At 33.3% G+C, this 19,212-nt stretch carries 19 protein-coding genes; 6 read left to right on the forward strand and 13 right to left on the reverse strand.

Annotated elements, in window-relative coordinates:
* Window positions 1-30 precede the first annotated feature (30 nt).
* The 4 genes from DFQ10_RS04380 to DFQ10_RS04395 all read right to left on the reverse strand — a co-directional run bounded on the left by DFQ10_RS04380 (window position 31) and on the right by DFQ10_RS04395 (window position 5,654).
* A complete protein-coding gene (locus tag DFQ10_RS04380) occupies window positions 31-1,704 on the reverse strand; it encodes a T9SS type A sorting domain-containing protein (RefSeq protein ID WP_115816147.1) in 1,674 nt (557 codons plus the stop codon).
* Between the two features lie 190 nt (window positions 1,705-1,894).
* Window positions 1,895-3,520, reverse strand: coding sequence for an L-glutamate gamma-semialdehyde dehydrogenase (pruA, locus tag DFQ10_RS04385; protein ID WP_115816148.1), 1,626 nt, complete (start codon window positions 3,518-3,520; stop codon window positions 1,895-1,897).
* Between the two features lie 321 nt (window positions 3,521-3,841).
* A complete protein-coding gene (gene apaG / locus DFQ10_RS04390) occupies window positions 3,842-4,228 on the reverse strand; it encodes a Co2+/Mg2+ efflux protein ApaG (RefSeq protein WP_115816149.1) in 387 nt (128 codons plus the stop codon).
* Window positions 4,229-4,400: 172 nt separating this feature from the next.
* Entirely contained in the window at window positions 4,401-5,654 is a 1,254-nt protein-coding gene (locus DFQ10_RS04395; RefSeq protein WP_115816150.1) for a type IX secretion system plug protein, read from the reverse strand.
* Window positions 5,655-5,817: 163 nt separating this feature from the next.
* On the opposite strand from DFQ10_RS04395, the gene DFQ10_RS04400 reads away from it, so the two are divergent.
* From DFQ10_RS04400 to nqrF, 6 genes are all read left to right on the forward strand, one after another.
* The gene (locus tag DFQ10_RS04400) at window positions 5,818-7,170 is read left to right on the forward strand and encodes a Na(+)-translocating NADH-quinone reductase subunit A (RefSeq protein WP_115816151.1); all 1,353 of its coding nucleotides are present in this window, start codon (window positions 5,818-5,820) and stop codon (window positions 7,168-7,170) included.
* On the forward strand, window positions 7,170-8,396 hold the full coding sequence (locus DFQ10_RS04405; RefSeq protein ID WP_115816152.1) for an NADH:ubiquinone reductase (Na(+)-transporting) subunit B: 1,227 nt from the start codon (window positions 7,170-7,172) through the stop codon (window positions 8,394-8,396). The genes DFQ10_RS04400 and DFQ10_RS04405 overlap by 1 nt, the downstream gene beginning before the upstream one ends.
* 2 nt (window positions 8,397-8,398) lie before the next feature.
* On the forward strand, window positions 8,399-9,145 hold the full coding sequence (locus tag DFQ10_RS04410; protein WP_115816153.1) for a Na(+)-translocating NADH-quinone reductase subunit C: 747 nt from the start codon (window positions 8,399-8,401) through the stop codon (window positions 9,143-9,145).
* Between the two features lie 6 nt (window positions 9,146-9,151).
* Window positions 9,152-9,796, forward strand: coding sequence for an NADH:ubiquinone reductase (Na(+)-transporting) subunit D (locus tag DFQ10_RS04415; protein ID WP_115816154.1), 645 nt, complete (start codon window positions 9,152-9,154; stop codon window positions 9,794-9,796).
* A 74-nt stretch (window positions 9,797-9,870) separates the two neighbouring features.
* Window positions 9,871-10,593 (forward strand): NADH:ubiquinone reductase (Na(+)-transporting) subunit E, encoded by a 723-nt coding sequence (gene nqrE / locus DFQ10_RS04420; protein ID WP_115816155.1) that lies wholly within the window; start codon window positions 9,871-9,873, stop codon window positions 10,591-10,593.
* A gap of 4 nt (window positions 10,594-10,597) precedes the next feature.
* A complete protein-coding gene (gene nqrF / locus DFQ10_RS04425; protein ID WP_115816440.1) occupies window positions 10,598-11,911 on the forward strand; it encodes an NADH:ubiquinone reductase (Na(+)-transporting) subunit F in 1,314 nt (437 codons plus the stop codon).
* 74 nt (window positions 11,912-11,985) lie between these two features.
* Here nqrF and DFQ10_RS04430 read toward each other — a convergent pair whose 3' ends face one another.
* The 9 genes from DFQ10_RS04430 to DFQ10_RS04470 all read right to left on the reverse strand — a co-directional run bounded on the left by DFQ10_RS04430 (window position 11,986) and on the right by DFQ10_RS04470 (window position 19,121).
* A complete protein-coding gene (locus DFQ10_RS04430) occupies window positions 11,986-12,426 on the reverse strand; it encodes a Na(+)-translocating NADH-quinone reductase subunit F (protein WP_115816156.1) in 441 nt (146 codons plus the stop codon).
* 87 nt (window positions 12,427-12,513) lie between these two features.
* Complete coding sequence (locus DFQ10_RS04435; RefSeq protein WP_181897572.1) at window positions 12,514-12,891, reverse strand: cupin domain-containing protein; 378 nt, start codon at window positions 12,889-12,891, stop codon at window positions 12,514-12,516.
* A gap of 183 nt (window positions 12,892-13,074) precedes the next feature.
* Window positions 13,075-13,233 (reverse strand): DUF6090 family protein, encoded by a 159-nt coding sequence (locus tag DFQ10_RS18525; protein ID WP_181897590.1) that lies wholly within the window; start codon window positions 13,231-13,233, stop codon window positions 13,075-13,077.
* Window positions 13,226-14,530 (reverse strand): APC family permease, encoded by a 1,305-nt coding sequence (locus DFQ10_RS04445; RefSeq protein ID WP_115816158.1) that lies wholly within the window; start codon window positions 14,528-14,530, stop codon window positions 13,226-13,228. Before DFQ10_RS04445 ends, DFQ10_RS18525 begins: the two co-directional genes overlap by 8 nt.
* A 24-nt stretch (window positions 14,531-14,554) precedes the next feature.
* Window positions 14,555-15,082, reverse strand: coding sequence for a RidA family protein (locus DFQ10_RS04450; RefSeq protein ID WP_181897573.1), 528 nt, complete (start codon window positions 15,080-15,082; stop codon window positions 14,555-14,557).
* 75 nt (window positions 15,083-15,157) lie between these two features.
* On the reverse strand, window positions 15,158-16,981 hold the full coding sequence (locus tag DFQ10_RS04455; RefSeq protein ID WP_115816159.1) for a DUF885 domain-containing protein: 1,824 nt from the start codon (window positions 16,979-16,981) through the stop codon (window positions 15,158-15,160).
* Window positions 16,982-17,196: 215 nt separating this feature from the next.
* A complete protein-coding gene (locus DFQ10_RS04460; RefSeq protein ID WP_115816160.1) occupies window positions 17,197-17,829 on the reverse strand; it encodes a DUF2306 domain-containing protein in 633 nt (210 codons plus the stop codon).
* A gap of 5 nt (window positions 17,830-17,834) precedes the next feature.
* Window positions 17,835-18,170, reverse strand: coding sequence for a hypothetical protein (locus DFQ10_RS04465; RefSeq protein ID WP_115816161.1), 336 nt, complete (start codon window positions 18,168-18,170; stop codon window positions 17,835-17,837).
* A 12-nt stretch (window positions 18,171-18,182) separates the two neighbouring features.
* Window positions 18,183-19,121, reverse strand: coding sequence for an NAD-dependent epimerase/dehydratase family protein (locus DFQ10_RS04470; protein ID WP_115816162.1), 939 nt, complete (start codon window positions 19,119-19,121; stop codon window positions 18,183-18,185).
* Between the last annotated feature and the right edge of the window lie 91 nt (window positions 19,122-19,212).

Raw genomic sequence — 19,212 nt, forward strand, 5'->3', positions numbered from 1 at the left:
CAGGTTTTTTTGTGCTTTAAATATTTGAGTTTAATTACTCACAATAAACTTTGTGGTAAATGTAGAGTTGTTCTCACCTAGCATATTTAAAATATAAAATCCAGAAGTTAAATTCAATGGAATTTTAGTTCTATTATCTAATCTTAAATTAGAACGGTATACCATTTTTCCTGTTATATCAGTGATACTAATATAGGTGTTCTTGTTAGTGTCTGAAAGGAGAACCAATTCGTTGTTTATAGGGTTTTTTTCTAATTGTACAGCAAACAATTCATTATTTGAAATACTTAAAGGAGGATTTAATATTTCGTCTAAAGCAAAATCTACATTACCTTGTGTAAGTTGTACGTGAGGTTCACTTTCAGTTGGTAAATAGATGTTAACAAATGGAGATGTTGTTAGATCTATTGCACTATGCCAATCAATTTCATCATTAGAAAATTCTAATGCCAATGCACTAACAGATGGGATAAAATTGAATTTATCAATATTTAATGCATTTACAAAATCACCACCAACGCCACCTGCGCCACCAATACCTGCTGTTATTCCGCCTAAATCGAATAATCCGCCAGGCGCTGCATCTATACCATCAGAATATGTATAGGCTTCACTTTCTGCAATGGAGCCATCGATTTCTGCACCAAATAATTGAATGGAAATACTACTAGCAGTATTTGTAACTCCAGCTGCTGGAGTGAAATTTACATTCATTAGAATACTTGCAGTAAATGGTCCTACTGGTACATCTAAAGTGGTACTTAGAACTGAGTAGTCATTTGTTACAGTTGGTCCAGAATTGCCTATTGCAAAGTATGGGTTGTTAGTGCCACTCCCATTAATGATGGAAACATTTCGAATGGTTTCTGGAAATCCACTTGGTGTTAATGCATTAATATTGGCTTCGAATATAGTTCTAAACGGATGTGCTGTTGGTAGTTTTATTGCAGGATCTACAGTGACTAAATCTGCACCAGATAAATGTGCTTCTATATGGTCTGTTAGTAATTGTCTAGCCGCAGGTGATTTTAATAAACCATTAATTATGGGTTGCACTTCTGTAACTCCATTTGTGGAATTAAATGCTAAAAAGTTTAATTGATGTTGCAGACCTATTGGTACGTTGGCTCCATGATGAGGTGAATCAAAGGAAATATAAAGTCTAGTATCTGCATCTATTGAGTTGGCTTGCATGTAATTTAAAGCATATCTAGAAATTATACCTCCCATACTCGGGCCAATAATTACATTTTGTTCTGGGTTATTGGCTGCTTTATCTAGATTTATGGTGTTAATTAGCTCTACTAAAATCATAGCATTACGTTCCATAAAATCAGCACCTCCGTCTATAGTTTCATTGTCGGCAGCTCTAACATATGTTGGGAAATTTAGAATCACAACATCAAAACCTTCAGCTCTAACTAAATCCGCTAAATTTTGACTTCCAGATGTTCCTACAAAGTCTAATGAATTGTAAAGACCATTAATGTCTCTTGTGTCACCTGGATCAAAACCATCAACAACTATAATGGGTTTGTCCAGAATATTATCAGCACTTAAAAATATTTGATATTCACCTTCGCCAGAGTGATTAGCAGTTTCGCCATATGCAGATAAATCTGGAGAAATACTAGAAGTGATACTGGTTTGACCAATAAGAAAAAATGGTAAGCTTAATAAAATAAAAAGGTAATATTTTTTCATGTATTAAAATTTTTTAAAGATCACATTGAGAATTCATTCAATGATGCTCTTTGGTTTTAAAATTAATTATGGATAATTCGTGTGGTTAAATGAATGTATTCGTACAATATACAAATTTTACTTTTGCAAAAAAAAATCCTTAAAAGCATTAAAGCTTCTAAGGATTTTATAATTAGAATATTATAGGTTGTTAACCTAAGAAAGGATATCTGTAATCTACTGGAGTTACAAATGTTTCTTTTATTAATCTTGGTGACACCCAACGTAATAAATTTTGAGCACTACCAGCTTTATCATTTGTTCCAGAAGCTCTAGCTCCTCCAAAAGGTTGTTGACCTACAACAGCACCTGTTGGTTTATCGTTAATATAGAAGTTACCAGCTGCATTTTGTAGTGCTTTAGTTGCTTCTTCTACAGCGTATCTGTCTTTAGCTATAATTGCTCCTGTTAAGGCGTATTCACTTGTTTCATCAACGAGTTTTAAAGTTTCTGAGAAGTCTTCATCTTCATATACATATATGGTCATTACTGGGCCAAATAACTCAGTACTCATCGTTGTATATTTTGGATTTGTAGTTACGATTATAGTAGGCTCAATAAAATAACCTTTTGATTTATCATAATTACCTCCAGCAATGATTTCAGCATCGCTATCTGCTTTGGCACCATCAATAAATTCAGCTAATTTATCAAAAGAACCTTCGTGAATAACAGCTGTAATAAAGTTGCTCATATCTTCTGGAGAGCCCATTTTAAAAGATTTTAAATCTTCTATTACATATTTTTTTACATCTGCCCATATACCTTTTGGTATGTACGCTCTAGATGCTGCACTACATTTTTGACCTTGAAATTCAAAAGCACCACGAGAAATCGCAGTAGCTACTTGTTTTGCGTCTGCTGTTTTATGTGCAACAATAAAATCTTTTCCACCTGTTTCACCAACAATTTTTGGATAGGTTTTGTAGTTGTGGATATTATTACCAATCTGTTTCCATAATTCTTTAAAAACGTGAGTAGAACCTGTAAAATGTAAACCTGAAAAATCAGGACTTGCCATCACAGTATCAGTAATCATTTCAGGATCTCCAAATACAACATTAATTACACCAGCTGGTACACCTGCTTCTTCAAAAATGTCCATAATTACTTTTGCAGAATATACTTGGCTGTCACTAGGTTTCCAAACGACTACATTACCCATTAGTGCCATACAAGCAGGTAAATTCCCAGCAATAGCTGTAAAGTTAAAAGGTGTTACTGCGTAAGTGAAACCTTCAAGAGGTCTGTATTCAACTCTGTTCCAGGCATCACTAGTACTTTCTGGTTGTTCCATGTAAATATCAGTCATAAACTGAACATTGAAACGTAAGAAATCAATCAACTCACAAGAAGCATCAATCTCAGCTTGATGAATTGTTTTAGACTGTGCAATCATAGTTGCAGCATTTATTTTTGCTCTATATGGACCAGCAATTAATTCTGCTGCTTTTAAGAAAATGCCAGCACGTTGTTCCCAAGGCATTTGTGACCAAGTTTTACGAGCTTCTAATGCTGTAGCAATAGCTTCCTCAACATGCTTTTTTTCGGCTAAATGATATTCGCCTACTATATGCTGATGATCGTGCGGAGGAGACATTGTTCTGGTATTACCAGTTTTAACGTCTTTTCCATTTATGTACATAGGAACTTCAACCTTTGAGTTAAACATTGATTTGTAAGCTTCAGCAACAGCTTTGCGTTCTGCTGAACCTGGTGCGTAAGACATAACAGGTTCGTTAACTGCTACTGGTACATTAAAGAATCCTTTTCCCATAATATATTTGTTTTTTTAGTTTGAATTTTGAAAGTGCAAAGGTACAATTTTTATGAGAGAATATTTCTTTCAATCCTTATAGTTGTTTGAGGCTAAGAAAATAGATTTTGTAGATAGTAAGTTAAAATAGTTAGACTTAGATGTGTTAAGAGGTACACTTATTATCTAGTAACTAAGAGTAGTCTTGCATTTTGTGGAGTGTAGTATTGCGCTTTGTAGTTTTTAATAAATTACAACAATTGTCTTCTACAAAAAATTATCGTTATAGTCTATGTAAAATAAAAACACTAATAAAAATGAAAAATGAAATTCTAGAGTAGCTTAATTGAGAGCAAACGGAGCGCTTAGTTTAAAAGAAGGAATATAAACCTTAAATTTATTAGTTTTAGAAAGATTGATCATGTTATAGTGTCCTTGCATAGCTCCAAACGGAGATGTTAATAAACACCCAGAATTATAGGTATGCGATTCTCCAGGTCTTAATACAGGCTTTTTACCAATGACACCTTCTCCTTCAATAATTTCTTCGTTATTTAAAGCATCTAGAATTCTCCAATGTCTAGAGTTTAATTGTACAGAATTTTTGCTTTGGTTTTCAATAGTTACTTTATAGCCAAAAGCAAAATGCACTTTATAATTTTTATAAAATGTTCCCTCAAAATTGGTTTCTACAGAAATTTTAATTCCACTTGTAACTTGTTGTACCATAGATTTAATAATTATTCTATGCTAAAGTAATATAATTTTTGAATGAAGCATGATTATTCGGTTAAGTGGTCATAAATTTAACAAATTGGTAATAATTATAGCTTTTAAATTTGGAATAGACAATGATAACTAGTTTTAAGGATATTGAATTAGAGGTTTCTAGAGATTGAATTTAATTAGAAATATCTAAAGAAGTAGCTTCTCCAAAACCAATTAAGCGATCATAACGTGATCCTAAATCTTTGTAATAAACCAAAACTTTGTAATTATTTTCTGTTTCCCAAAAGTTGCCACTTATAGCTCCTTCGTCTAATTCGCCTGTTTTTTTATCGACAGCGACAAACTTGTAGTTATAAAAACCTTGTTTTAACTCTATGACTGCTTCATAGCGATTACTTTCTGGATTATATTTCATTTTTGTTAAAGGTTCTATGGCAAAAGCATTGAAATTACCATAAACATGTACATCTTGGTCTATTAGTTCGTTATGTTGTAATGAAAAGTGAATCATAGCGTAATCAGCTTCAATATCTGGATTATCTCTATCTACAACTGTAACTAAAAAATTACCATTAATGTCAGGATTGTATGTATATGGTCTGTTTTTTCGGGATATGTTGGTGTATAGGTAGTTGTGATATAGTTCTTGCAAATCAATAAATTGTACACCAATATTGGCCGCTCTAATATCTTTGTTTTCGAAGAATATATATTCGTTTCCTCCCCAAAATGCAGATTCAGTATCATAGCGATAAATAAGTTCGTTGCCTAATGTATACTGTGGTTTTAAGTTTGAAATAGCTGTATTGAGGTTGTTATTCTGAATGATTAAGGCTTTAATAGTTTCTAAAGGGTTGTTAAGATTCATGCCGTTAGTGGTAATCACCAAGTCTACAGACTGTTTTTCTGCAATAGCTTTTACATCTCTAGAGCGTTTTACTTTTACACCAACGTTAGCTAAATCTTCATAAATCATAAATTTTCGGCTAAACATGAGTTCGTCATAATCATCATATATAGAGATCATATAATTTCCACTTTTAAGTAGGGCACGCGTTTGAGCGTTTGGTATACTTAAATTATAATGCGAATAAATTTGATACGTATTAAAAGAATTGTCATAGGTTAAGATTCTTTGGTTGTCTAAACCTTTTAAATATTCAGATTTTACTAAGTTAGAAGGAGTCCAATCAAAATTAAAATGCTCAATAACGTAGTAGAAGTCTTCTTCGTTGCCTGTTAATGCATCAAATTCTAACAATAATGATTCTCCAAGTTTTAAAATTGGCAGTTGCCCTTGGGTTGTATTACTTTTAAACGTAATTGTTTTAATAAAATCAGGAGGAACAACTTCTTCTGCCACTTGTGAAGCTGAAATTAAAGGCAATAATACGAGTAATAAAAGGTTGAAAATGTTCTTATCCATCATTAAAATTGTGTGTTGTGTAAAGATAATCAAAATCTATGCCCTAAAGCAAATATCTTATTTGTAATGAATACAAATAAAAAAGTTGCTCTAAATTCATTCTTAATTAAGCATTAATTCGTAAATTTGCACGGATTTTTAGATAACTAACTCTATTAGAGATATGTCAAAAGACATCAAAATTAAAAAAGGTTTGGACATAAAGCTTGTCGGTGAAGCCGAGAAAGCTACAGAAAATGCTATTATTAGTAATTTCTATTCCATAAGACCTGAAGACTTTCATACTATCATTCCAAAATTAGTAGCAAAAGAAGGTACACGTGTTAAAGCGGGTGAGACTTTGTTTTACAATAAGGATAATGAAGCCATGAAGTTTGTTTCGCCAGTTTCTGGTGAGGTAACAGAAGTACAACGCGGACCTAGACGTCGAATAGATGCTGTTAAAATTACTGCAGATAAAGAACAAACATACCTAGATCATGGTAAGTTTGATTTAAATTCTGATGCAGAAAAAACAAAAGCACATTTATTAGCTACAGGTTGTTGGTCTTTTATAAAGCAACGTCCATATGATGTTGTTGCAAAAGCAGATAGCACACCAAAAGCTATTTTTATTTCAGGCTATGCTAGTGCTCCTTTAGCTGCGGATTTAGATTATACCTTGGCAGGAAAAGAAGCCGAATTACAAGCTGCAGTGACTGCATTGGCTAAATTAACAGAAGGTGGAGTGCATGTTTCTGTAGGTAAAAATTCTAATTCTCCATTAGCTAATTTACAAAACACAATTACTCATAAAGTTTCTGGTCCACATCCATCTGGTAATGTTGGTACTTTAATTAATAAGGTGAATCCTGTTAATAAAGGGGAAACGGTTTGGACAGTAAATGCTCAAGATCTTGTAATTATTGGAGAGTTGTTACTTACAGGTAAGTTTAATGCAGAGCGTATTATTGCGTTAGCAGGATCTTCAGTTAAGAAACCAAGATATTTTAGAACTAAATTAGGTTCTGAAATTGCAACTATGATTTATGATAATGGTGTTGAAAGAGAAGGTAATGATCGTATAATTTCGGGTAATGTATTAACTGGAAAACAAGTACAGCCTGATGGGTATTTAGATTATTACAGCAATGTTATTACTGTGATTCCTGAAGGAGACGACTATGAGTTATTTGGTTGGAACAAGCCGGTTTTTAACAAGATTTCTACCTCTAGAGCAATGACTTTTTCTTGGTTAAATCCTAAGAAAAAATACGATTTAAATACTAATACAAACGGTGAGCATCGTGCATTTGTAACTACTGGTACTTACGAAGAAGTATTTCCATTAGATATTTATCCAATGCAGATTTTAAAAGCCTGTATGTATAAAGATTTAGATGAAATGGAAGCTTTAGGGATGTATGAAGTAGCGCCTGAGGATTTTGCGTTAACAGAATTTGTTTGTGTGTCTAAACAACCACATCAAAAAATTATAAGAGAAGGATTAGACTTAATGCTAAAAGAGATAGGATAATGGGTTTAAAACAAAATTTACATAGTTTTAAAGAAAAGAATAAAGATAAAAAATGGTTGCCAGCATTTTCGGCAATACATACATTCTTATTCTTGCCAAATGAGACCACTCACAATGGAACTCATATTAAAGCAGCAGACGATTTAAAAAGAACAATGAACACTGTTATAATGGCAATGGTTCCTTGTTTAATTTTTGGTATGTTTAATGCAGGTTACCAGCATTACTTAGCTTTTGGTGAAATTCAACAAGCTACAGGAGGTTTCTTAAGTGCTCAGTTTTGGACTTTAGATAACTTCGCTGTTGGTTTTTGGAAAGTGATTCCTTTAGTTATTGTGTCTTACGTTGTAGGTTTAGCAATCGAAATTTTATTTGCTATAAAAAACAACCACGAAGTAGAAGAAGGTTATTTAGTAACTGGTATGTTAGTACCACTTATAGTACCTATTGATACTCCTTTATGGATGTTAGCTGTAGCAGTTGTATTTGGTGTTGTTATTGGTAAAGAAGTTTTTGGTGGTACAGGAATGAACATTCTTAATCCAGCATTAACTATTAGAGCCTTTTTATTCTTTGCTTATCCAACATGGATGTCTGGAGATAAAGTTTGGGTAGCTGGTGCTGTTGAACGTGATCAAATGATTGCAGCTGGACAAAATGTAGATGCTATTTCTGGTGAAACAATCTTAGGAAGTTTAGCACAAGGGAAATCTGTAGGTTATGATGTCATGGACATGTTTTACGGATTAATACCTGGTTCAGTAGGTGAAACATCTACACTATTAATATTATTAGGTGCATTATTTTTAATCTTTACTAAAATTGGAAGTTGGAGAATTATGTTGTCATCTGTAGTAGGTGCTTTAGTAATGGGCTTAATTTTTAATGGCCTTGTTAGTGCAGATGTTATATCAGAAGGCAGTAAATTTTACGGATTAATGAGTACAGAGTTTTGGCATCACTTACTAATTGGTGGTTTTGCTTTTGGTACTGTATTTATGGCAACAGATCCAGTTACAGCTTCACAAACAAATAAAGGAAAATGGATCTATGGATTCTTAATAGGATTTCTTTCTATTATGATTCGTGTATTCAACCCAGCATATCCAGAAGGTGTAATGTTAGCTATTCTATTAATGAATGTGTTTGCACCAACCATTGACCATTATGTGGTTCAAGGAAATGTAAAGAAAAGAATGAAACGTGTAAAAGCTAAAGTTGCATAACGATGGAAAATAGAACAGATAAAAATTCATACACAATACTTTTTGCTATAGGTATGGTATTGATTGTTGGCTCATTATTAGCGTTTACAGCGTCTTCATTAAAGCCTACAATCACAGAGAATCAGCGAATGGAAAAGCAGCAGAATATTCTGTATGCAATGGGTGTTAATGATAATGACGAGAGTAGTGCAACGTTTATTTCAACGGATAAGGTTGCTGGTGAGTTTTCAAAATATATTACTAAACAATTAGTTATTGAAAATGGAAATGCATCAGAAAATGACCAAGCATACTTAATTGATGTTAAAAAAGAACAAACTAAAGCTAAAGCAGGTGAAACTAGACGTTTGCCTTTATTTGTTGGTGAAAAAGATGGTGAAACTTATTACATCGCACCAATTAGAGGTAAAGGGCTTTGGGATGCTATTTGGGCTTATATAGCTTTAGATAAAGATATGGTAGTGCAAGGTGCTTACTTCGATCATAAAGGTGAAACACCTGGACTAGGAGCAAACATTAAACAACGTTTCTTTATGGATGATTTTATAGGAGAACATTTGTTAGGTCCTTCAGGTGATTTTAAAGGAATTACTGTTGCAAAAGGAAATGCAGATCCTAAAAATTTAGATAAAACAGATAATGAGGTAGATGCTATTGCAGGAGCAACAATTACAGGTGATGGCGTTACAGCTATGATTAGAAGTGACTTAAAGCTTTATGTGCCTTATTTTAAAACTTTAAAACAATAATACATAATGGGACTTATATCAAAAAAAGACGCCAAGTTAATTACTGATCCATTAGCAGATAATAACCCAATTACTATTCAGGTATTAGGTATTTGTTCTGCGTTAGCAATTACTGCAGAATTGAAAGCTTCAATTGTAATGGCTGTTTCAGTATTATTTGTTTTAGGAATTGGTAACGTAGTGATTTCGTTGATGCGAAATATTATTCCTTCAAAAATTAGAATTATTGTTCAATTGGTGGTAGTTGCTGCTTTAGTAATTATTGTTGATCAAGTATTAAAAGCATATGCTTACGAGTTAAGTAAAACGCTTTCTGTATTTGTTGGTTTAATTATTACTAATTGTATAATTATGGGACGTTTTGAAGCTTTTGCTTTAGCTAACAAACCATGGCAATCATTTTTAGATGGAATTGGTAATGCAGCTGGTTACGGTTTAATACTTATAATTGTTGGTTTCTTTAGAGAGCTTTTAGGTTCTGGTACTTTATTAGGATTTAAAGTTTTAGGAGATCCAATTGAAAAAACAGGATTGTACGCTCTAGGTTATGAAAATAACGGATTTATGTTATTATCACCAATGGCATTAATAGTTGTGGGAATTATTATTTGGATACAACGTAGTAGAAACAAAGCTTTAATAGAAGACTAATAAAGTACACAGGTTAAAGTCAGATTATACGGTATTTACTGTTTATTGAGACTGAAACTGAAAACTAAAAGAATATGGAACATATAGAATTATTTTTCAAATCGATATTTATAGATAACATGGTATTTGCTACATTCTTAGGAATGTGTTCTTACTTGGCTGTATCTAAAAAAGTGAGTACTGCAGTTGGTCTTGGTGCCGCAGTAATTTTTGTACTTGCCATAACAGTACCATTAAACTGGTTATTAGATCAGTATTTATTACAGCCAGGAGCTTTATCTTGGTTAGGGGAAGAGTATGCTAGTTATGATTTAAGCTTCTTATCTTTCATTATGTTTATTGCTACTATTGCTACAATGGTTCAATTAGTAGAGATTGTGGTAGAGAAGTTTTCTCCATCATTATATAATTCATTAGGTATATTTTTACCATTGATTGCTGTAAACTGTGCTATTTTAGGTGGTTCATTATTTATGCAATCTCGTGAAATTGCAACTTTAGGTTTAGCAACAACTTATGGAGTAGGTTCAGGAATTGGATGGTTCTTAGCGATTTTAGCAATTGCTGCAATTCGTGAAAAAATTAGATATTCTAACGTACCACCAGCATTACGTGGTTTGGGAATTACATTTATAATTACAGGATTAATGGCTATCGGTTTTATGAGTTTCGGTGGTATGTTAACAGGTGGTGATGATGAAGGTACCAAAGAAGAGAAAACTGCTAAAGTGGAAGCAGAAAAGACAATAGAAGAAACAAAAGCATTAGCTGATAACACAATTAAAGTAGTTGAGTAATATGATTTTATTAGCAGCAAGTACATTAGGAACAGTAATAGCGACTGTAGCGGCATTTTTATTAATCACACTAATTTTAGTGGGTTTATTATTAGTTGTAAAGCAAAAATTATCACCATCTGGTCCTGTAAAGATTACGATTAACGGTGAGAGAGAAATTGAAGTAGGTTCTGGAGGTACTTTATTAAGTACTTTAGGAAATCAAAAAATATTCTTACCATCTGCTTGTGGTGGTGGTGGAACATGTATTCAATGTGAATGTCATGTACTTTCTGGTGGAGGCGAAGCTTTACCAACAGAAACACCTCATTTTAGTAGAAACGAATTACAACATGGTGCACGTTTAGCTTGCCAAGTAAAGGTAAAGCAAGACATGGAAATTACAATTCCTGAAGAGGTATTTGGTATTAAGAAATGGGAAGCAACCGTAGTTTCAAATTACAACGTTGCGACATTTATTAAGGAATTTGTTGTTGAAATTCCTGAAGATATGAATTACAAAGCAGGTGGATATATTCAAATTGAAATCCCTAATTGTGAAGTAAAATATGCTGATATGGACGTAACTGCTCATCCAGAAGATCATCCTGGTGAACCAGATAAGTTTAAAGCAGATTGGGAAAAGTTTGGTTTATGGCCTTTGGTTATGAAGAATGATGAACTTGTAGAACGTGCCTACTCTATGGCTTCTTATCCTGCAGAAGGAAGAAGAATTATGCTTAATGTGCGTGTTGCAACTCCTCCGTTTGATAGAGAAAAAGGTGGATGGATGGATGTTAATCCTGGTGTAGCTTCTTCTTATATTTTTAATCAAAAAATTGGCGATAAAGTTACTATTTCTGGACCTTATGGAGAGTTCTTTATTAATGATTCAGATTCAGAAATGTTATATGTAGGTGGTGGAGCAGGTATGGCACCAATGCGTTCACACTTATACCAATTATTTAGAACTTTAAAAACAGGACGTAAAGTAACATATTGGTATGGAGGACGTTCTAAAGCAGAATTGTTTTACATACATTATTTTAGAGCATTAGAAAAAGATTTTCCAAATTTCAAATTCTTTATTGCATTATCAGATCCTACAGATGCTGATAATTGGAAACTTAAAACTGACGTTAATGATGAATCTGGAGATGGATTTGTAGGCTTTATTCACCAAGTGGTAATAGACCAATATTTATCTAAGCATGAAGCGCCAGAGGATATCGAATTATATTTCTGTGGCCCACCATTGATGAACCAAGCTGTTCAAAAAATGGGAGAGGATTTCGGAATTCCTGATGAACACATTAGATTTGATGATTTTGGAGGCTAATAGCTAAAAAACATCTATAAAAATAAAAACCAACTCAATAGAGTTGGTTTTTTTATGACTAATTGTTAATGATTTTATACTACAATCAGTGAAGCTTTTTTCTCGAAGTTAAATAATATAGAACAATCCATAATATTATCAATGTTATCTATAGAACAGAGTTGTGATACAACGGCACATAGTCCATCAAAGAGATTATAACTATCAATGGAATCTGGTTTAAATAAACGTTTATCTGTTAAATAATAGCCACAACCGTTGAGGAAAGCACTTTCAATTTGCAGCAATTCAATAGGAGTGTAACCATTAAATCGTCTTCCTAAATTTTGGTGAACTAATCCTATATAATTTAATGTTACCGAACCATGCTGGTCGGTTAAGTGTTTCCAACTGTCTTTATTATCTAGTATGTTACCAACTGCACATTGCTTGCAATCATCTGGATTTAAAGTCTTATTATGAAATGCAGTGTATAATTTATATATAGCATTTTCAAAACGAATTGAATTTTTCATAGTTGTAGATTCTACTTTTCAAGATAAAAGATACAAAAAATTGAAAAGAATTTCAAAACTCAACAAAAGTGAAATACTCTAAAGAGCTTATTTAAATTCCATAATCAAATAAACAGACGTCGTTTCTCCAATATTTAAAACCTCGTGTGAGGTGATGGAATCTTTGCGAAATGTGTAACCTGTTGGAACATCTACCTCCCGTGTACCTGTGTGGTCTGTAATTCTGAATTTTCCTCCAACTAAAGTATAACCAACATGAGGATTGTGGTAATGTTTCTCGTGTCCAACACCAGGCTCAAAAGTGCATTTAAGGACTCTTAATTCGTTGTTTTCTTCTATAACCTCACAGACTGCCTCACCTTTCCAACCTGCTTCTAAAGGGTCTGGTAATGGATTTTTGTTTTTACAGCTCGAAAGACCAATTGCTATAAGGAAAGCGAGTTTAAAAACATTTTTGGTTTTCATTTAGTTGATTTGCAAGCAAGATAGGAATTTCATTAGAATTAGCTATTGCTGTTTTCAGATTATGAGATAGCATATTTGTTATAATATATTCTTTGTAATGTGATTTCAAGTCATCTGAAATTTTAATGTCATAATCAGTTTGTAATACGTTTATGAGGTCTTGCGATTTTTGTTGTTCTTCTTCTAAAGTTCTGCATTGGCTTCTTTCCAATTGTTGAGTTGTAATGCAATCAATATACCAATCACTACAAGCACAATTTCACCAATGGCATATTTTAAATACTTGGTGTTGTTGCCCTCATTTAGATAGTTATTACGGATATTTCTGAAAAGTTTAGTCATTCCTCCTTCTTTTTAAAAATTTCATGCCGAAAAAAATGAGCGTTAAGGCAACTATAAACAGTCCAGTGCCAATTATCTCATTAACAGAAAGACTTGATAAAAAATAAATTATTATAGCAATGGCTATTATGGGAACCGTCCAACCTCCTGGAATTTTGAAACTGCCCTTATGATCTATGTCAGATTTACGTAGCTTCATTACCGATAATGCGACTCCTAAATATAGAATTAACATAGAACTACTAGCAATAACAGCTAATTGCTCAAAACTGCCTGAAATGGCTAGAATAAAACCGATAGTGGCATACACAATAATGGCGATATGTGGTGTGGCAAATGATTTGTGAATTCTAGAAAGTGCTGTTATTGGGATGACTTTATCTCTGGCAAGCGCGTATACAATTCTTGGACTGTTGAGAATAGTGCCGCTCATATACCCAAACATAGACACAACGGCGCCGATAATTAGCAGTAGATATCCAAAATTACCAAATACAACTTTAGCCGTTTCGGCAAGTGGTGCCGCTGTAAAATTGGGTAAAGTATCCCCTAAAACTCCTTGAGCAACGGTTTGAATTAGAATATAAACAACCATAACCGTTGTAATACTTATTAAGATAGCTTTAGGAATAGTGCGTTTTGGATTCACAACTTCTCCACCAACAATAATTCCGGTTTCACAACCTTGAAAGGCAAAAAATAGAATAAGGGAAGTTTCTCCTAATGTTTGAAAACTAGGCAGCTTTTGAAAATATAAATTGCTTAATGAGACATCTTTAAAGCCAATAGCAATTAATAAAAGTAATGGTATTAACTTAATAATAGTGTTGAACTTTACTAAACCGATACCTTGCTTTAAACCAATGACATTGACGTAAACCAAGCCATAAAACAATATAAATAAAAATAGAATTCGAGGTAAACCGTTTTCAAATATTGGGTATGCGGAAGCAATAACGTTGACTAAAGCATTAGAAACTGCAGCATCTGCAAACAGATTACTTCCCACAGCAAAAAAGCCTCCAACAAACCCAGCATAATCTCCAAAGGCAGTTTCAATGTAAGTGTAAGGACCACCAGTATTGGTGACTTTACTTCCGGCTTCGGCAAAACAAAGCATAATTGTAGCCATTAACAAGCCACAAAATAAATACGCAATGATGCTAGAGGCTCCTAAATAACTGGCTACAATCGCAGGCAGCACAAAAATACCCGACCCAATAATAATGTTGATGATATTAGCCGATAAACCAAAAACTCCAACTTTTCTTTTTAATCCTTTATCTTTTATCATCATATCATTTCGACGTCTCTTATAGTGTTATTTCGTTTTATGTACTTCTAATTCAATTTCAATCATAAATTCTGGAACAGCTAATTCTGCTACACCAAGCCAAGAACCGGTAGGGAATTGGGTTTTGTAAATTTCAGTTCTATAGGCTGCAGCTTCTAAAAATTTTGACATGTCAGTTGTAAACACATCCTCTTTGACCACGTCATCAAATGTGCAACCGTAATGTTTTAAGATTTTTTCTAAATCGGCATAACAATTTTTCATTTGTTGTGCCAAATCTCCAACCGCTGTTGGATTGCCTTCATCATCCATACTTACAGCACCGGAAATCTTAATTGAGTTTCCGATTTTTACTGCATGAGAGTAACCATAAGCTTTTTCGACTTCAGGTCTTAGTAGGAAGTATTCTGGTGTTTCGTTTTCGACACTAATTTCTTTTTCAATTTCAACAAGTGTTTCTTTAGGCTGTAAGTTGCAACTCTGTATTGAAAATGTTAGAACAGTAAGCATTACTATTAAGGGTAATGGATTCGTACGGTTTTTAAGTATTTTCATAGTTTTTAAAGTGTTATTTATTTTGATAATTATATTGTCCGGTTTGTTTTGCAAAGGTGTTATCTAAAACAGTATTTAGTTCTCAATTATCTTTTTTTGATTATTTATCCATTGGTTTACATTGCCTTCTAGTACGTCTAAAGGAACCGATCCACTACCCAAAACAACGTCATGAAACGCCCTGATATCAAACTGCTCTTTTAGGATGTCTTCTGACTTTTTTCTAAGTTCTTTTATTTTTAATTCGCCAATTTTGTACGCCAAGGCTTGCCCAGGCCAAGCGATATACCTATCGACTTCAACCGTAATATCGTTTTCAGTTTTACCAGAATTTTTTTTGAAATAGTCAATCGCTTCTTGTCTTGTCCATCCAAAGGCATGGATGCCAGTATCAACCACCAATCTCATGGCACGCCACATTTCATATGTCAATTGCCCGTATTTAGAATACTTATCTTGGTACATTCCAAGTTCTGGTCCAAGACTTTCAGAATACAGTCCCCAACCTTCAACAAATGCAGTAAAATTGAGCATGGTTCTAAATTCTGGAACGTTTTCTAGTTCTTGAGCAAGTGAAATCTGTAGGTGATGACCAGGAACCGCTTCATGAATAGTTAAGGCTTCCATCTCCCATTTGGGTCTCGATTCTAGTTTATAGGTATTAGCATAGAAATAACCTGCTATACCAGCTTGTAGAGAACCTGGATAATAATATGCCGTTGTATTCGCTTGCTCCGAATATGCGGGAACTTTTTTTACACCATAAGGAAGTCTTGGTAATTTACCAAAAAGCTGAGGCAACACGGGATCTATCTTTTTGCAAATATCGCGATATGCCGAAAGCAATTCCTCAGGCGTGTCAAAATAAAATTGAGGGTCTTCTTTTAGGAAGGTATTAAATGCATTTAAGTCTCCATTAAAGCCTGTGTCTGATTTTACCTTTTCCATTTCAACTAATAATCTTGCAACTTCAGATAGGCCTATATCGTGGATTTCTTGAGCTGTCTTATTCGTTGTGGTATGAGACTTTATAAGCGCATTGTACCAGGCCGTTCCATTGGGTAATTCACTAATGCCATAGCTTTCTCTTGTGTTAGGTAAATAGGTGTCGGTCATAAAACTATTAAATCTGCTAAATGCTGGGTTTACACTATTGGAAATAATGGTTTTCGCCTTTTCTTTTAAAGCATCATGTTCTTCGAGGTTTTTAAATGGAGTATAAAAAAGGCTTTCTATTGGATTTTCAGAAACCATACTAGCTAATTGCATAGGAACTTGAGCTACTGTATTTCGTGGCATTACGATACCCTTGTTAATACCTTCTGTCAACGTTGTTTCAAGATTTTGTAAAAGTTCTGAAATTCCCTCAAGTCTTGCCAAGATGTCTTCTAGTGCCTTTGGCGAATTGGTTGGCATCATTTGAATTATTACGGGTATGTAGGTATGAATTCCCTGAATTTGGTCTATTATTAAATATTGTTCAGGAAACTGGCTAACTAAAGCATATTGGTCTCCAACAGAGCGATTATAGATGTTAAAGTTTACTTTGTCTTCCTCAGTTAAGTTTTCAGGCTTAAACCAGTCTTTAGAGTCGTTAAGAATCTTTAATATCGCTAAGTTTTTTTTTGTGCCTTCAGGTGAAACATCATCCCATAAATGGTTGTACCCAGGTTTGCCTAAAAACGTGGCCATTCCAGGTGACGCTTCTAATTGACTTTCAGTATAGATTTCAAAGAGCACTTTTAAACGTTCACTTTCGCTACTGAAATTTTTGCTATCCTTGATGTAGCTCAGTTTTTCAGTAATACCACCATCAGGTAATGTTGTTTTTTGGGCGTGTCCTTGGTTACTACCTATAATGAGTAAAACAAGGCTTAATACTAATAGGATGTTCTTCATAATTATTTAATTTAACTTTTGTTTTAGGACTTTTCAATTTAGCCCAATGTTATATTACAGCGATTGCGGTTTTAAAAGATTAGATACATATTTAAGTATTTTGCATTGAAATAACTTGATTATGCTAAAGCTTAATTACTTCAGTTTTTTTTTAATTAATTTAAATTAGACCTCATCCTTTCTGGCTTAAACCACGAGTATGTTCTCTTTTTGTATTATTTCTTTTTTATTTTTCTTCCTTGTATAAAAACCTCGGCAATAAATAAGGGTATAGCCCAACATGCCCAACTCATTAAAACTTGAACTTCTTCCCATGTTCCAATATCAAATGACCTTATAATGTCGTATATAAATCTGAATGTGACGAAAGCTAACGTTAAGACATAACTTCTAATCATCCAATCTTTATGCAAGTCTATTTTTCGGTTCTTTATAGAAATAAAGGCCATTATGGAAGACGTTGACCACGCAACGCCAAGCATAAATAGGCCAACGGCATATGGTAAATTAATATCAGAAGTAGCTGCCATGTACATACCAGATATTCCTGATAAAACCGTAGAAATAATATAAACGCGTCCTAATTGTCGATGTGTTTTTAGATACTTATTTCGAATTTTTGGTATAAATTGAAAAGGTCCAATGATGGTAGCAACTATCCCTAGAACAATATGCGGAAATACCCAAAATACTCTTGGAAAGTAATAAGAACCGTAAACTTCTTCGGTTGGAATTAGCATTGGAAATGCTCTAGAAATAACATAATAGCATACTATTAGGCTTGTGAGCACAACTAAAACTATGATACTATATTTTCCTATGGTATTATTTTGCTTTGGTTGGTTCATTTTTTTCAGTATAAAATATTGTCAAATACTTTTTTTAAGTAGCGCTCCCTTTGTGAAATTTCATTGTCGGAAATAAAGACTTCCAGAATCTCTTGTTTTAACTGAAGTAATTCTCTTGGTGAATATTCTAGTTGGTTGATAGCATCTTCTATTTTTTCAAAGCAATCATTTTCTTCATCACATGCAAATTCGTTGTGTATTTTGTTAAAAGTAGCTTCGTCTGTTTTAGATTTTATCAGTGCGATTTCTTCTTCCGCTTCATGATGGTCAAATTTTGCACAAAGCAATAACATGTAAATTTTAAATTCTGCTTTAGACCAATTTGCTATATCGTTTGCCATGGTTTTTAAGGTTTAGGAATTATATTGTTGTAAAGTATCTTTAACAGACTGAAATGAGATACTCAATTGTCGTTCTGCTAATTGGTTTTGATAAATAATATTAGGAGTATGCTTGGGCTGTTTATTGTTAAGCATCAAAGACACGTCAGAAACGGGATAGGTTTCACTTGAGAATAAATAGTTTTCTCCATGCAAACCAGAAATCGTCGCAGCTTTATAGACGCCAGAGGCAACATCCTTAACATTTACTATTGCCATTTCTATGTCATCATCATAAAACATTTGAATCAAAGGATTAGGTGCAATCTTATTTTTGAATAAATATTGAATGCCTGTTGAAGTAGAATCTTCTCGATTTGAAAGCGATTGTCCCATAACCATTACAGGTGATACACTCACAATTTCAGTAGTTGAGTCTGGATGTGTTTCAATGAATTTATTAACCGTTTGATTAGCCAAAAATTTAGCTTGTGCATACGGATGACTTTCTTCACTTGTAAATGGAGTGTCATTTTCATTAAAATTATCTGAACTTAATTTTCCTCCTGCTGGTAAAGGGAAATTGGTGTTCCATGCAGCAACAGAAGCAATGATAACTACCTTTTTTACACTTGGTGTCTTATGAATGACTTCCAAGAAATTCTCTGTTCCTTTTATAGTTGGATCAAATAATTCTGTTTGAGCATCTTTAAAATCTAACTGAAAAGGTGTACCAGAATGAATGACAATATCACAATCTTTTACAAAGTTTTCTAGTCTGTTTTTATCAGTAACATCTAACTCACCAAAACTTAAATGCTCGGCATTTTTAAGCTGACTTAAATGTTGGTATTTTTCTAGTTTAGATAAATCTCTAGTTGATACTTTAACTTCATATCCGTTATCTAAAAATTGTTTTGTTATATGGCTTCCTATAAAGCCAGAGCCACCAATAATGCCTACTTTTTTCATTTTAAAATTGTGTTATATTGTAATTGCTATTTAAATAAACCCATTACTATAATGGGATCTATTTTTATATGTTGCTATTAATCATAACAAG

This window comes from Winogradskyella eximia, assembly GCF_003386165.1.
Classification (GTDB): Bacteria; Bacteroidota; Bacteroidia; order Flavobacteriales; family Flavobacteriaceae; genus Winogradskyella; species Winogradskyella eximia.